The sequence below is a fragment of the Mesorhizobium huakuii genome (assembly GCF_030160235.1).
Classification (GTDB): domain Bacteria; phylum Pseudomonadota; class Alphaproteobacteria; order Rhizobiales; family Rhizobiaceae; genus Mesorhizobium; species Mesorhizobium huakuii.
Genome location: NZ_BSNY01000012.1, coordinates 137,521 through 151,774, shown reverse-complemented (window position 1 = coordinate 151,774; position 14,254 = coordinate 137,521). Strand labels below are relative to the sequence as shown.

The following is a 14,254-nucleotide window of genomic DNA, read 5'->3' as shown; positions in this document are numbered from 1 at the left end:
CTCGCCTCCCTGATTGCCTCAGGCCAGCCCGAACCGCTCCACGGCGCGCATGATGCCACGCAGTTCGGCGAGGCCTTTCAGCCGGCCGATCAGCGAGTAGCCGGGATTGATCTTCTTCTTGCCGATGTCGTCGGCGAGCAGGTGGCCGTGGTCCGGCCGCATCGGGATGCGCCAGTCGGCACGGCCCTCCTTGCGGCGGCGCGCCTCCTCCTGCATCAGGGCGAGGATGACATGCGCCATGTCGGTGCCGCCCTCGAGATGCTCGGCTTCATAGAACGAGCCGTCCTCCTCGATGGTGATGTTGCGCAGATGGACGAAATGGATGCGGTCGGCGAATTCCTTGACCATGGCCACGATGTCGTTGTCGGCGCGCGTGCCGTAGGAGCCGGTGCAGAAGGTCAGCCCGTTGGCCGGGCTGTCGACGGCCTCGAGGATGAAGCGCGCATCCTGCGCGGTCGACACGACGCGCGGCAGGCCATAGAGCGAAAAGGGCGGGTCGTCGGGATGGATGCACATGCGCACCCCTTCCTCTTCGGCGACCGGAATGATCTCGCGCAGGAACCAGGCGAGGTTGTCGCGCAACTCCTTCGGCCCGATCCCGTCGTATTCGGCCAGGGCCTCGCGAAAGCTGTCACGGTTGTAGCTGCGCTCGGTCGCCGGCAGGCCGGCGATGAGGTTGCGCTCGATCTGATCGACCTGCTCTGGCGCCAACGCCTTCAGCCGCCTCTCGGCCTCGGCGATCCGCGCCGGCGTGTAGCTGGCGGCGCCATTCTTGCGCTGCAGCACGAAAAGGTCATAGGCGGCAAAGTCGATGGCGTCGAAACGCAAGGCATAGCCGGTTGTCGGCAGGCGATACATGAGGTCGGTGCGGGTCCAGTCCACCACCGGCATGAAATTGTAGCAGATCGTCTTGATGCCGGCCTTGGCGAGCGTGCGGATGCTGTCGCGATAGTAGCCGGCGTAGCGCTCGCGTTCCGGCGCGCCGATCTTGAAGGAATTGTGGACCGGGATGCTCTCGACCACCGACCATGTCAGGCCGGCGGCCTCGATGATGCGCTTGCGTTCGAGCACATCGGCTTCGGGCCAGGCCCTCCCATCGTAGATGTGGTGAAGCGCTGAAACCACGCCGGTGGCGCCGGCCTGCCTGACATGTTCAAGCGTCACCGGATCATCCGGACCATACCAGCGCCAGCACTGTTCCATGAAGCCTCCTCAATGTTAGGTGGCGACCATATTGTTGGACCAATAGCCTGTCAATAAGCTAATTTCGACTCGAATCCGTGGTTTTTATGGCTCGCCAATTGATTTTCTATTCGACAGGCACTAGTCTGGTCCAACAAATGACAAGGAGGGAACCCTTGGAGCAAGAAGTGGCGGAAGATGCGGGAGTCAGCAGCTCGGCCGTCGACCAGACCGTGCGGCAGATTCTCGACCTCATTCGAAACCGCGCCATGTCGGTCGGCGACGTCCTGCCCACCGAACGCGAGCTTGGCGAACTGTTCGGCGCCAGCCGCAACACGATACGCGAAGCGCTGCGCACCATTCGCACCTATGGTCTGATCGACCCCAAGCCGCGCGTCGGCGCGGTGCTGGCCGATCGCCATGACATTGCGATCCAGAACTTCTTCGCTGCCCAGATGGATATTTCAAGAACCTCGTTTAACGACATACAGGGGTTTCGCCGCATCATTGAAGTGAGCATCGGCGACCACATCATTCTCAATGCCAGCGCCGCCGAACTCGACGCCCTGGACGAGGTCAACGGCCTGATCGAGACCAGCAAGGATGTCCAGGAAGCCGCTCAGCGCGATTTCGATTTCCACATGGCACTGATGAAGCTCGCCGATAACCGCATGCTGGTGCAGACCTACCAGTTCCTGTCGCCGGTCATCCTGCACATCATGACAGTCGGCAAATCTATCCGGCCTGTGTTGAGCGAAACGCGCCACGCCCATGGCGAGATCATCGCCGCGCTTCGCACGCGCGACCGCATTGCCTACAGCTATTTGATGAGCCGGCATCTCGATTTCGGGCTGCGCTTCGTTCCGGACGACCTCGAAAACACACGGATCTCGCCGGCAATGCCGGGCCAGACTTCTTCCAAGGATTCGGACAATGCATGACTTTGAAAACAAGGTGGCGCTGATCACCGGCACGACCGGCATCGCACTCGCCACCGCAAGGCGGCTGGCGCAAGGCGGTGCGGCGATCGTCGCCTGCGGCATCGACCAGGCCGCCAATGCCGCCATGCAGGAAAGCCTTGCCAAAGCCGGAACAGACGCCCTGGTGCAAACGGTCGACGTGTCCGTTTCCGATCAGGTGCGTGACGCGGTCGCGGCCGGCGTCACGCGTTTCGGCGGCATCGACATCATCGTCAATTCCGCCGCGGTCCACCCCTACGGAACCGCGACGACGACCGATTGGGAAACCTGGAACCGGGCGATGACGGTCAATGTCGGCTCGATCTACCTGACCGCCCATTTCGGCATTCCGGAAATGATCAAGCGCGGCGGCGGCGCCATCATCAACGTCGCTTCGGTGCAAGGCTTCGCCTGCCAGCAGAACGTCGCCGCCTATGCCACGACCAAGGGGGCCATCCATACGCTGACACGCTCGCTGGCGCTCGACTACGCGGCATCAGGCATAAGGGTGAATTCGGTCAGCCCGGGCTCGATCCGCACGCCGATCCTGGAGAAGGCCGCGCGTGGCGACCACGGCAGCGATGCCGATGTCGAGGAGGCCTACAAGCGCTTCGGCGCAGCCCATCCGCTTGGCCGCATCGGCGAGCCGGAGGAAGTGGCCGAACTCATTGCTTTCCTGTGCTCGTCCAAGGCCAGCTTCTGCACCGGCGCCGATTACAGAATAGATGGCGGCCTGACCGCCGGCATCGGCGTGAAGTAGCCATGAAGATTGGTCTTGGCCTTTACCGGGAATCGCTCACCCAAGGCAATTTCCGCTTCGCCCGCCAGGCAGGCGCCACCCATGTCGTAGCCCACCTCACCAATTACTTTCGCGGCCGCGACCCTTCGCTGTCCGCCGGCAGCGAGAAGGAAGGCTGGGGCGACTGCTCCACCGACGAACTTTGGAGTTACGAGGATTTCGCCGGCCTGGTGAAGACCGTGCGCGACAACGGCCTGGAACTCGCCGCGATCGAGAATTTCTCGCCCCGCTTCTGGTCCGATGTGTTGCTCGGCGGACCCGACAGGGCGAAGCAGATCGAAGGGCTGAAGCGCCTGGTCCGCGATGCCGGACGCGCCGGCATTCCCTGCATCGGCTATAACTTCTCGATAGCCGGCGTCTGGGGCTGGTCGCGCGGACCGTTCGCGCGTGGCGAGGCGATGTCGGTGGGGCTCGACCTCACCGCCATAGACCCCGATCTTTCCCTGCCCGACGGCGTCGTCTGGAACATGCGCTACCGCGCCGGCCGGCCGGATGCCGAACCGGTGCAGGTCAGCAGCGAGGAACTCTGGCAGCGGCTTGGTGTCTTTCTGCGCGAGATCGTGCCGGTGGCCGAAGAGGCCGGTGTCATGCTGGCGGCGCATCCCGACGATCCGCCGGCCGAGGCACTGCGCGGTGCCGCGCGTCTCGTCAACCGGCCGGAGAAATACGACCGGCTCCTGGGCATCGTCGATTCGCCGTCCAACGGGCTCGAGCTCTGCCTCGGTTCACTACAGGAAATGCCCGGCACTGATGACATCTACTCGCATGTCCGGCGCTTCGCCCGAAGCGGACGCATCGGCTACATCCACTTCCGCAACGTTCGCGGCAAGGTACCGAACTACCACGAGACGTTCGTCGATGACGGCGACATCGATATGGCCGAAATTGTTCGCATCCTGCGCGACGAAAGCTATCACGGCGTCATGATCCCCGACCATACGCCGGAAATGTCCTGCGATGCGCCCTGGCACGCCGGCAAGGCCTTTGCACTCGGTTACATGCGTGCGCTGGTCCAAAACGCCGCGGCGCTAGGGCCTTCGCACAACACGCAGTCGACGACCGGCAGGAGTCAAGCCTCATGACCACACCGAAGCGCCTCTATGCCGACGACACCGAAATGTACCGGCTGTTCGAGAAGGAACTCTTCGTCGCCGTAGTTGGTGACGTCATGGACACGCTCGGGCTGCGGCATCAGTTCCTTCCGCCCGTGTTCAAGCCGGTCGACGGGGAGACGCGGCTGCTCGGCCGGGCCATGCCGGTGCTGGAATCCGACATATTTCCGTCCGACCAGCCGACGCGCAATCCGCTGATGACCAAGCCGTTCGGGCTGATGTTCGAGGCACTGGACGATCTCAAGCCTGGCGAGATCTATGTCGCCAGCGGCGCCTCGCCGCGCTATGCGCTGTGGGGCGAGCTGATGTCGACGCGTGCGAAGATCCTGGGCGCCCATGGCGCACTGGTCGACGGCTTCGTGCGCGATACGGATGGCATCAAGGCGCTGGATTTCCCCTGCTTCTGTACCGGCTACTACGCCCAGGACCAGGGTGTCCGCGGCAAGGTCGTCGACTATCGCTGCGCGTTGGAGATCGGCGGCGTGCGGATCGAGACGGGGACGCTGCTGTTTGGCGACAAGGAAGGTGTCCTCGTCATCCCGCGCCAAGCGGAAGAGGAGGTGGTGCGGCTGGCGCTTGAAAAGGCTCGCGGTGAGAAGCTTGTCGCTGAGGCAATCCGCGGGGGCCTCAGCGCGGTCGAAGCCTACAGAACCTTCGGAATCATGTGACCAGTCGCTCGATCGACGGGATGATTGCGGACGATAGCTTGTCACCTGGGATGAGTTGCAACCCGACTTTGACAGACAAAGCGGCCGGAACGGGATATTTCGGCTCGACAAGGGCCGCATTAAGCGAATTGATCAGGTGCTGGCTGCGCCATCCTCGTGTCGACCTTTCAGGAACCTAGCTTCGCGACGCAGCGAATTCCAATCGGTCCCAATGAGCTGGATCAGTCGCTCGGCTTCTTCTTCGCTGATACCGGTCTCCCTGGCCAGTCGATCGGCCAACATTTTTCGCTGGGCTTTGGGTTCATCCCCATTATCGAATGTCGGCCACATAGGTTCCTCCAAACACAAGGAACCGCGCTGAAACCAGGTTTTGTTGCAGGGCTTTTCTGGCTCTTCAGTGAGGACCTGAGGCGATGCATGGCGCGCGTCCTCGTCGCCGCGCACATGCTTCACACGGCCGATCTGCCCCCGGCTTGACCCATTGTGTGGCAAGCCGCACGAAATCTGCGCTGCCGCTGGAACATTAGAGATCGATGACGGTTCTTTCGCTTTATATGCCGCTGCTTGGTGTCTGCTGAAGGTCGCTTGGGCAACTCCACGGCTCGCGCCACGAGCCCTAAGACGCCGAGGGCAAGACCGTAGGTCGAAGACCACAGGCTGCGGAGGCCGCTGAGGGCTAAGAACAAAGCTAAGAACAGGAGGTAGCCATGAAACACCAGACACTTGAGGAACTGCAGTCGATCGCCGACATCAATCCGATGGCGCCGGCCCTGCTGACGACCAAAGAGCAGCGGATCGAACGGTGGGCCGAACTGCTCGAAATGAATCCGTCGCGCTGCCTGACCGCGCTGACCGGTACCGAGCATCTTAACTCCGGGCTCCGCGAAGAGGCGCGGGCAACCGGGTCGCCGATCACGGTTGCCTTCGATGATCCATTGCTGCGTGCTTCGGGCCTGCGATCGGACACTTACGGCGAGGCCAAGCGCTTCTTCGAACTGTCAGACTGGCAGTTGCACGACATCGTCTGCAGTTGCCATGCCGGAGCCACGATGCGCGCCGACTGGGCGGCCGGCAGGGTGCGGAGAATGCTCGGAGGCAGCAAGGTTCTTGCATGGCTGAGAAGTATAATGGCGCACGGTTGAGTGCCAAACGTTAGGTCAGCGAAGACGCTGCGCCGCCGCCTCAGCTGCAAAATTGCCAGCTGGCGAGGCGGCGCTCGCTGGCTTGCGGGGTTTTGCGGAGCAGGTCCTGGAGTGGGCCGGTGACCCATATCGGCCTTGCTGTGCCTCTCGAGCATCTTTCGGGCTTGACCTCACCGGCTTCTGCGGCTCCTGCGCAATCAGGCGCAGCGATGGTGCAGGGGCTTGGCACAACAGATCGGCAGCGCGACCCTCGATCTCGAACGCGGCACGTTGCGGCGCGACGGCGAGATTGTGGCCATCAGGCCAAAGACGTTCGACCTGCTGGCCTTCCTCCACGCGAACTCCGACATCAAGGCCGTCAAGAAGTTACACTTTTGATTTTAAAGGGAAAATCGCGGCAAAAATATATTGAGGCTTCACCAACTATCGAGACCAATCGGCGATTTTTGCACCTTTTAGCGTTCGACGGCGCGCCCAGCCGTCTCGAAAAATACCGTCATCGATCGAACTAGGGCATTTCTTCATTGCAAAATCAATGGTCATCGCGGACCCGGAGGTGTCTTAAATTCATTGATTTCATTGAGTTTTTCGTGGGCCAAAATCAGACATTTTCCCGTATCGTCCCGCAGTGCCTTTCACCAGTGCCTGTACGCTGAAGATTGGCCTAACCAGTCACAGGAATGCGCTTTGGTCATTGCGAAGGGACGAACGGCCCCAACGAGCTCTATTCGAAAGAGTAGGTAAATCCTTCCGACGAGGCACCGACGGTGACTTTTGTCATCTTCTTGCCCTCCAGCGAGCGATTGAGCACGCCGCGGCTGAGTTCCGGCAGCAGCGTGTTGGTGAGGATGGCGTCGATCATGCGTCCGCCGGATTCGATCTCGGTGCAGCGCGCCTTGACCATGTCCATGACACCGTCGCCGATCACCAGCTCGGCATCGTTTGTTGCCTTGAGGCGCCGGGCTATCTTGTCGAACTGGTGTCTGGTGATCGCCTCTATCATCGCGTCCGAGAGCGGATAGTAAGGGATTGTCACCACGCGGCCGAGGAAAGCGGCCGGAAACACTTTCAGCAGCGGAGCGCGCAAGGCGGTGTCCAGATCGTCCATGCCGGTGCGCAAGGCGCCGTTCTTCGTGCGGTCCATGATGACCTCGGAGCCGACATTCGAGGTGAGCAGGATCAGCGTGTTCTTGAAGTCGATCCGGCGGCCTTCGCTGTCGTCCATCATGCCCTTGTCGAAGACCTGGAAGAAGATCTCGTGTACGTCCGGATGCGCCTTCTCGACCTCATCGAGCAGGATTACCGAATAGGGCTTGCGCCGCACGGCCTCGGTCAGGATGCCGCCCTTGCCATAGCCGACATAACCGGGCGGCGCGCCCTTCAGCGTCGAGACCGTGTGCGCCTCCTGGAATTCGGACATGTTGATCGAAATCAGGTTCTGCTCGCCGCCATAAAGCGTTTCGGCAAGCGCCAGGGCTGTCTCGGTCTTGCCGACGCCTGAGGGGCCGCAAAGCAGGAACACGCCGACCGGCTTCTCCGGCGCGCCGAGGCCGGCGCGGCTGGTCTGCACGCGTTTCGCGATCATCTCCATCGCATGGTCCTGACCCACGACGCGCTCGGACAAGGTCGCGGCGAGCTTGAGCGCCTTCTCGGTCTGGCTGGACAGCATCCGTCCCGTCGGGATGCCGGTCCAGTCCTGGACGACGGCGGCCACGGCATTGCGGTCGACCGACGGCAGGATCAGCGGGGTCTCGCCCTGCGCCTCGGCAAGTTCCGCCATCAATTCGCGCAGTCGTGCCAGATCAGCAGTGGAATCCGGCACGGGAACAGGCTCGTGCGCGGCAACAGCCTCCGTCTTTGCCGCCTTTGCTTTCCTGGACTTGGTATTCGAGCTCATGGGTTCAGCCGCCTCGGGTTTCGGCGTTTTGGCCTCAGGTGACTCCCTTTCATGCGCCTCGGCGGCTGGCGCATCGGCGGTCTCGCCCGGAGCGGCTTCCCCGCCGTCCACCGCGTCAAGCGGCACGCCCTCGCCTCGGAGTTTGGCGCGCAGGTCGAGAATCTCGGCGACCAGCGCCTTTTCCCGATCCCAACGCGCCTGCGCTGCCGCAAGCGTGGTCTCGGTTTCCGCCAATCCGGCCTCCACGCGAGCCTGTCTGTCGGCCACTTCGATGCCGATCGCCGCCTCGCGGCCAATGATGCCTTGCTCAACCTCGAGCGCTTGGCGGCGGCGCAGAATGTCCTCGACCTCCGCTGGCGTAGCGTGCTGCGAGACGGCAACGCGGGCGCAAGCAGTATCGAGGAGGCTGACTGCCTTGTCCGGCAGCTGCCTGGCCGGGATGTAGCGGTGCGAAAGCGAAACCGAAGCCTCGATCGCCTCGTCAAGGATCTGCACCTTGTGGTGCTGCTCGAGAACACCGGCGACACCGCGCAACATCAGCACGGCCACCGCTTCGGAAGGCTCTTCGATCTTGACCACCTGGAATCGACGGGTCAGCGCCGGATCCTTCTCGATATGCTGCTTGTATTCGGCCCAGGTCGTGGCGGCGATGGTGCGAAGCTCGCCGCGCGCGAGCGCGGGCTTGAGAAGATTGGCCGCATCGCCGGTTCCCGCCGCGCCGCCGGCGCCGATCAACGTGTGCGCCTCGTCGATGAAGAGGATGATCGGCGTCTCCGACGCCTGGACCTCGTCGATGACGGACTTCAGCCGCTTTTCGAACTCGCCCTTGACGCTGGCGCCCGCCTGCATCAGCCCGACATCGAGCATGCGTACGCTGACATTCTGAAGCGTCGGCGGCACGTCGCCCTGGGCGATGCGCAAGGCAAAGCCCTCGACGACCGCCGTCTTGCCGACACCCGCCTCGCCCGTCAGGATCGGGTTGTTCTGCCGGCGCCGCATCAGGATGTCGACAATCTGGCGGATTTCAGGATCGCGGCCAACGACCGGATCGATCTTGCCGTCGCGGGCACGCTGGGTCAGGTCGGTGGCGTATTTGGCGAGTGCTGAATCCCCGCCCGGCCCGCGCTTCATCGGTGTTTCGGCCGCTGCTGCGGCAGGAGGTGAGCCGGCTTCGAGCGAGCCCTCGGTGACCTCGGCGAAGCGGGCAATGACCCCGTCGGCATCGATCTTGTCGAATTCGGTGCTGATTTTCGAAACCAGCCCTTCCAGCGCCGGTGTCTTCAGGCAGGCGAGAAGAATGTGCGCGCTGCGCACCTCCTCGACACCGAATTCCAGTGTGGCCAGGCTCCAGCCTTCCTGTATGGCATGGAAGATGTGATCGGAGAACTCCTCCACCGAGGTCGCGCCGTAGGGCAGCTTGTCGATTGCGCGGGTCATATCTGCCGTCAGCCGGCTGGCATCCAGCCCGGCATCGGCAACGATCATCTGCACATCCGAGCGCTCGGACAGCACCAGTTGCTGGACGAAATGGACGAGCTCGACATAGGGGTTGCCGCGCAGCTTGGCCGTGTCAGCGGCGGCCTTGAAGGCGCGCACCCCCGTGGGATTGAGCTTTGCAACGAGTTCCTTGCGCTTGAAACTCTGCGACGATCGGCGCTGTTCCATTTGAACCTGCCCCCGAGATCTGCTGACCCTACCCTGCCATAGAAGCAGCCGCTTGACAAAGCCGTGTGACGAACGAGGCCTTCCGATCCGGTTCGGGCGGCACCTCGTGGTTACACAAGCCCTGCAAACTCCTGCAACAAACCCGCATTGCGGTCTGAACCAGGCGAGCCATTTCACATACCCGGCCCGCCAATCGCGCAATGGGTCGGTCGAAAGATTACCGGAGCATTCAGCTTCTGTTAGTTTTTGAGGAAGTGCTCAATTGTCGTGGCATGGGACCGATGATAACGTTGCGTCACATGGGTCACAGGGCCCTTTGCTGGGGGTAGGTGTGATTGATCTCGCACTCTGGCTGAATCCTCTGGACGGTGCGAACCCGTCGGGAGAGGATTTACGCAACGACCCGGCTTTTCACGAGCTGGAGCGGCTCACGGAAGCCCAGCTCAAGGTCGTCCACGACGGTAGCAACAAGGCTTCGCAATCAACCAGCTCCGTCGACTGGGCGGCCGTCCTCGAAAAGTCGGAAGAACTGCGGTCGCGCGGCCGGGATTTGCGCCTTCTGGTCATCGTCACGCGCGCGCTGGTCAATGAAGAGAAACTCGCCGGCCTCACCCAGGGGCTAACGCTGATCGCAAGAACTTTCGACCAGTATTGGGATACGATGCATCCGGCTTTGCGGACGAGTGCCACGCCCCGCGACGCGGCGCTGCGACGCATCAATGCGCTGCTCGACCTCCAGAACGGCCAGGAAGGCTTGCTGGCGAACCTCAGGCAGACCGTCTTCTTCTCACCGCGCGCCATCGGGCCGATCAGCGGGCGGGACCTGGAACAGGCAGCGCTCGATGAGCGCGTCATGCTCCAGGAAGCGGCCTCCGGCCTGGGGACCGCCGAAAAGGCGGCGCTGACGGCCGCTCACAACCAGTTGCTGAACCGGGTGCGCACAGGATGCGCGGCGCAGATCGATCAGGCCGCGGACACTGTCACGACACTTCTGGCCGATGCGCGCGCCGCGATTTCGGCGCTGGAGGCGGTGGATACCGCGCTCAATGCCCGCATCGAGGGCAATGGCGCGGCCGTTCCGGACCTGAAGAAGTTCCTGCAGCGCCTGCTGACGACGCTGGAGCGGAATTCCAGCGCCGGCGCCATGGCCAACGGTGCGGCAAAGCCTGCCCCGCAGCCGGCCCAACCGGCATCGACGCCCACCCAAAACGGTCATGGAGCCGAGACGATGGCAAGTGTGGCAAGCTCTGTGGAACCCAGCGCCGGCCTGCCTGACCGGATCAACTCGCGCGATGAGGTCGTCAAATGCCTCGATCTCGTGGTCGCCTTCTACGACCGCACTGAACCGTCCAGCCCTATCCCGCATCTCGCCCGGCGCGTGCGCAGGATGGTGCACATGGATTTCGTGGAACTGATGGAAGATCTCGCCCCGTCGGGGCTGAAGGAATTCCGGCTGCTTGCCGGTGTCGCCGATCCCAAGAAGCCGGCCCAGAAGGATGAAAGGTAACCAGCATGCCAGCAGAGAGCAAAGCCAAGGTCATCGAAAGAAACCGCGCCCCGCGCGTGCAGATCGCCTACGACGTCGAAACCTACGGCAGCCCCACGACGATAGAGTTGCCGTTCGTCATGGCTGTCATGGCCGACCTTTCCGGCGCCTCGCAGACCAAGGAAGCGTCGAAGTCGGTTCTGGACCGCAATTTCGTCGAAACCGACGCCAATCGCTTCCCCAAATTCATGGAGGCGATGGGACCGCGCGTGAAGGCCCGCGTGAAGAACACGTTGCCGCAAGCCGAAGGCGCCGAGCGGGACGAGGAATTGGCGATCGATCTCACCTTTTCCAAAATGGGTGATTTCGCGCCGGACAAGATCGCCGAGCAGGTGCCGCAACTGGCCGAGATCCTCAAGATGCGGCGTCAGCTCGAGGAACTGCTGGGCTTCATGGACGGCCGGGTCGACGCCGAAAAGCGCATCGCGCAGCTTCTGAACAACGAGCCGCTGCTGAGCAAGATCGCCAGCCAGGCGATGTCTGATGGCAAGGGCGAGGAGTAAGTCATGGCCGAACAGCAAAAGACCGCAGCCGCTGCCGCCGAGGCCGAAGCCATCGATCTTGGCGAATTCAGCGGCCTCCTTGAAAAGGATTTCAAGGTCAAGAAGGACGACAGCGAGAAACTCCAGCAATTGGTGCGCAACCTGGCGCTGGCCGCTCAGTCCCGTTCCGAGACGACGACCATCTCGTCCAACGCGATCAAGTCGATCAAGTCGCTGATCGCGGGCATCGACAAGATGCTGACGACGCAGGTCAACGAGATCCTGCATGCCCCGGAAGTACGGGAGATGGAAGGCACCTGGCGAGGCCTTTGGTATCTCATCAACAACACCGAGACGGATACCAAGCTGAAGATCCGCGTGATGAACATCTCCAAGGAGCAGTTGGCCGACACGCTGGAAGACTACGAAGGCCAGATGTGGGACCAGAGCCCGATCTTCAAGAAAGTCTACACGGACGAGTATTCGATGCTGGGCGGCGAGCCGATAGGCTGCATCATCGGCGCCTACGAGTTCTCCAACCATCCGCGCGACGTCGGCCTGCTGCGCAACATCTCGGGTGTCTGTGCCTCGGCGCACACGCCATTCATCGCGGCCGCCTCGCCGCGGCTGTTCCGCATGGACAGCTGGCAGGAATTGCCGAACCCGCAAGACCTCCAGATGATCGTGAACAACCCGGCCTATGCCTCATGGCAGTCGCTTCGCGAGAGCGAGGACGCCCGCTATATCGGGCTCACCATGCCGCGCGTGCTGGCACGCCTGCCCTACGGCTCGGAAACCGTTCCGGTGAAGGGCTTCACCTTCGAGGAAGAGGTGGGCGGCGACCACAACAAATATGTCTGGATGAACGCCGCCTTCCCGATGGGCGTCAACATCAACCGCAGCCACAAGCTCTATGGCTGGGGAACGCAGATCCGCGGGGTCGAGAATGGCGGCACGGTGCTCAACCTGCCGGTGCACGCTTTCCCGACGGACGACGGTTCGATCGCAATGAAATGCCCGACCGAGGTCGCCATCGACGACCGGCGCGAGGCGGAACTGGCGAAGCTCGGCCTGATGCCGATCTTGCACCGCAAGAACACCGATCTCGCAGCCTTCATCGGCGCGCACTCGCTCCAGGATGACGAGACGCGCGCCGGGCGCCTCGTTGACCCCGACGCCCAGTCGAACGAACGGCTGAGCGCCAACCTGCCCTACCTCTTCCCGGTGTCGCGTTTCGCGCATTACCTCAAGGCGATCGCGCGCGACAAGATCGGATCGTTCAAGGAACGCACCGATATGGAGATCTGGTTGACCGAATGGATCAACCGGTACGTGCTGGCCAATCCAGCCTTCGCCGACGACAAGGCGCGGGCCAAGCGTCCGCTTGCCGCGGCCGAGGTTCAGGTCGACAGCGTCGAAGGCCGGCCCGGTTACTACAATGCCCGTTTCTATCTGCGTCCGCACTACCAGTTGGAAGGCATCAACGCCTCCCTCCGGCTGGTGTCGGAACTGCCGTCAGTAAAGGGCTGAAGTCGCAGCGAAGTCATCTTGTTTCGTTTGAAAGCGGTGGAGAAACACAATGCCGACCACAGAGAGAAGCGAGGCTCCTTCCATGAAGATCGATGGTTTTTTGAAAGTTCCGGACATCAAGGGTCCGAGCAAGCGCGACGGCCATGAAGACGAGATCGAGGTGCATGGCGTCGACTACAAGATGATGGCGCCATACGACCCAAATTCACTTTCGCGACGCGGCCGTGTGTCGATGGGAATGATCAAATTCTTCAAGCACTACGACAAGTCGTCGCCATATCTGAAGAAGGCACTTTTCGAGAACAAGGCGCTCGACGAAGTGGTGTTCTCGGCACGCCGCACCATTGACGGCGAGACCAGCGACTATCTGGTCGTGACGCTCACCGACGCCTCGGTGATGGAGTACGACATGCGGCAGGCCGCCGACGAGGCCGATCTTATCGAAGAAGAAGTCAGCTTCGCCTACAAGAAGATCAAGTTCGTCTACAACAAGGACGACGAGATCGAAATGGACGTCTATGTCGGCAAGTGAGGCCAAGCGGCCTGGCGCGAAGCCGCAGCTTGCCGGCAGTTCGCGGGCAAAGCGCGAGGCGGTCCAGCCCTCGCTCTGGGACCGCCTCGTCAACGACTTGCCGGGTGTGGCGTCGGAGATCGACGGGCTGCGCCGTCTGCTGGATGAAGAACTCGGCGCCGAGCGCGTCGGGGCTCTTCTCGACGGCAGCGCGCGCGGCATCGATACCGACGCCGAACTCACGCCCGAGCAGAGACGGCGCCTGCACCGGCTGGCCTTCCAGACCGAGCATCGCGCCGAGATCGAAAGCCGCGGCGTGGTGGTTTCGGCACGCGTGTTGAGAGAAGCCGTGCGGCGCGACATCGAGGCCCTGTTCAACACCGAGCGCTTCGAATCCGTGCCGATGCTCTCCGATGCCGAACACGAACAGCCCCTGGACGAACTGCCCTCGCTCGCCGACTTTCCGGAGGTGCGCCGCAGCGTCGTCAATTATGGCGTGCCCTCCTTTTCCGGCCGCTCTTCGCGGGATTTCGACCGCGATGCGCTGGCGCGCGAAATCCGCACGGTGCTTGCCACCTTCGAGCCGCGCCTGAAGGAGAGCGCCACGACCGTCAACGTCACGCTCGGCGACAAAACCGTCGGCCTCAAGATCGAGATCGACGCGGTGCTGATCATGACCCCGACACCGGAGCGTATGCGGCTGCGCACCACGATCAATCTCGACAACGGCCTGGCACGAACCGAATTCCGGGAGACCTGAG

14 protein-coding genes are annotated in these 14,254 nt (G+C 62.4%); 11 read left to right on the top strand and 3 right to left on the bottom strand.

Features of this window, described 5'->3' with window-relative positions:
* Positions 1-18 precede the first annotated feature (18 nt).
* Positions 19-1,203, bottom strand: coding sequence for a mannonate dehydratase (gene uxuA, locus QQK95_RS05505; protein ID WP_284269788.1), 1,185 nt, complete (start codon positions 1,201-1,203; stop codon positions 19-21).
* A gap of 155 nt (positions 1,204-1,358) precedes the next feature.
* On the opposite strand from uxuA, the gene QQK95_RS05500 reads away from it, so the two are divergent.
* From QQK95_RS05500 to QQK95_RS05485, 4 genes are read left to right on the top strand one after another with little or no spacing between them, the layout of a single operon-like run.
* Positions 1,359-2,123 carry a FadR/GntR family transcriptional regulator gene (locus QQK95_RS05500; protein ID WP_284269787.1) on the top strand — a complete coding sequence of 255 codons (765 nt, stop codon included), beginning with the start codon at positions 1,359-1,361 and terminating at the stop codon, positions 2,121-2,123.
* A complete protein-coding gene (locus tag QQK95_RS05495; protein WP_284269786.1) occupies positions 2,116-2,901 on the top strand; it encodes an SDR family NAD(P)-dependent oxidoreductase in 786 nt (261 codons plus the stop codon). Before QQK95_RS05500 ends, QQK95_RS05495 begins: the two co-directional genes overlap by 8 nt.
* Positions 2,902-2,903: 2 nt before the next feature.
* Positions 2,904-4,022: a mannonate dehydratase gene (locus tag QQK95_RS05490; protein ID WP_284269785.1), complete on the top strand. Its 1,119-nt coding sequence runs from the start codon at positions 2,904-2,906 to the stop codon at positions 4,020-4,022.
* Positions 4,019-4,720, top strand: coding sequence for an RraA family protein (locus tag QQK95_RS05485; RefSeq protein ID WP_284269784.1), 702 nt, complete (start codon positions 4,019-4,021; stop codon positions 4,718-4,720). The genes QQK95_RS05490 and QQK95_RS05485 overlap by 4 nt, the downstream gene beginning before the upstream one ends.
* A gap of 132 nt (positions 4,721-4,852) precedes the next feature.
* On the opposite strand, the gene QQK95_RS05480 is transcribed toward QQK95_RS05485, so the two are convergent.
* Complete coding sequence (locus QQK95_RS05480) at positions 4,853-5,173, bottom strand: hypothetical protein (RefSeq protein WP_284269782.1); 321 nt, start codon at positions 5,171-5,173, stop codon at positions 4,853-4,855.
* Positions 5,174-5,427: 254 nt separating this feature from the next.
* Here QQK95_RS05480 and QQK95_RS05475 point away from each other — a divergent pair, with 254 nt between their 5' ends.
* On the top strand, positions 5,428-5,862 hold the full coding sequence (locus QQK95_RS05475) for a hypothetical protein (RefSeq protein WP_284269781.1): 435 nt from the start codon (positions 5,428-5,430) through the stop codon (positions 5,860-5,862).
* A gap of 222 nt (positions 5,863-6,084) precedes the next feature.
* Positions 6,085-6,240, top strand: coding sequence for a hypothetical protein (locus QQK95_RS05470; protein WP_284269780.1), 156 nt, complete (start codon positions 6,085-6,087; stop codon positions 6,238-6,240).
* A 346-nt stretch (positions 6,241-6,586) separates the two neighbouring features.
* On the opposite strand, the gene tssH is transcribed toward QQK95_RS05470, so the two are convergent.
* Positions 6,587-9,424: a type VI secretion system ATPase TssH gene (gene tssH / locus QQK95_RS05465; protein ID WP_284269779.1), complete on the bottom strand. Its 2,838-nt coding sequence runs from the start codon at positions 9,422-9,424 to the stop codon at positions 6,587-6,589.
* 331 nt (positions 9,425-9,755) lie between these two features.
* On the opposite strand from tssH, the gene tssA reads away from it, so the two are divergent.
* From tssA to tssE, 5 genes are all read left to right on the top strand, one after another.
* A complete protein-coding gene (gene tssA / locus QQK95_RS05460; protein ID WP_284269778.1) occupies positions 9,756-10,931 on the top strand; it encodes a type VI secretion system protein TssA in 1,176 nt (391 codons plus the stop codon).
* A 5-nt stretch (positions 10,932-10,936) separates the two neighbouring features.
* Complete coding sequence (gene tssB / locus QQK95_RS05455; RefSeq protein ID WP_140722556.1) at positions 10,937-11,473, top strand: type VI secretion system contractile sheath small subunit; 537 nt, start codon at positions 10,937-10,939, stop codon at positions 11,471-11,473.
* Positions 11,474-11,476: 3 nt separating this feature from the next.
* The gene (tssC, locus tag QQK95_RS05450) at positions 11,477-12,982 is read left to right on the top strand and encodes a type VI secretion system contractile sheath large subunit (protein WP_284269773.1); all 1,506 of its coding nucleotides are present in this window, start codon (positions 11,477-11,479) and stop codon (positions 12,980-12,982) included.
* A gap of 82 nt (positions 12,983-13,064) precedes the next feature.
* On the top strand, positions 13,065-13,514 hold the full coding sequence (locus tag QQK95_RS05445; protein ID WP_284270542.1) for an Hcp family type VI secretion system effector: 450 nt from the start codon (positions 13,065-13,067) through the stop codon (positions 13,512-13,514).
* A complete protein-coding gene (tssE, locus tag QQK95_RS05440; protein ID WP_284269772.1) occupies positions 13,501-14,253 on the top strand; it encodes a type VI secretion system baseplate subunit TssE in 753 nt (250 codons plus the stop codon). The genes QQK95_RS05445 and tssE overlap by 14 nt, the downstream gene beginning before the upstream one ends.
* Position 14,254 lies beyond the last annotated feature (1 nt).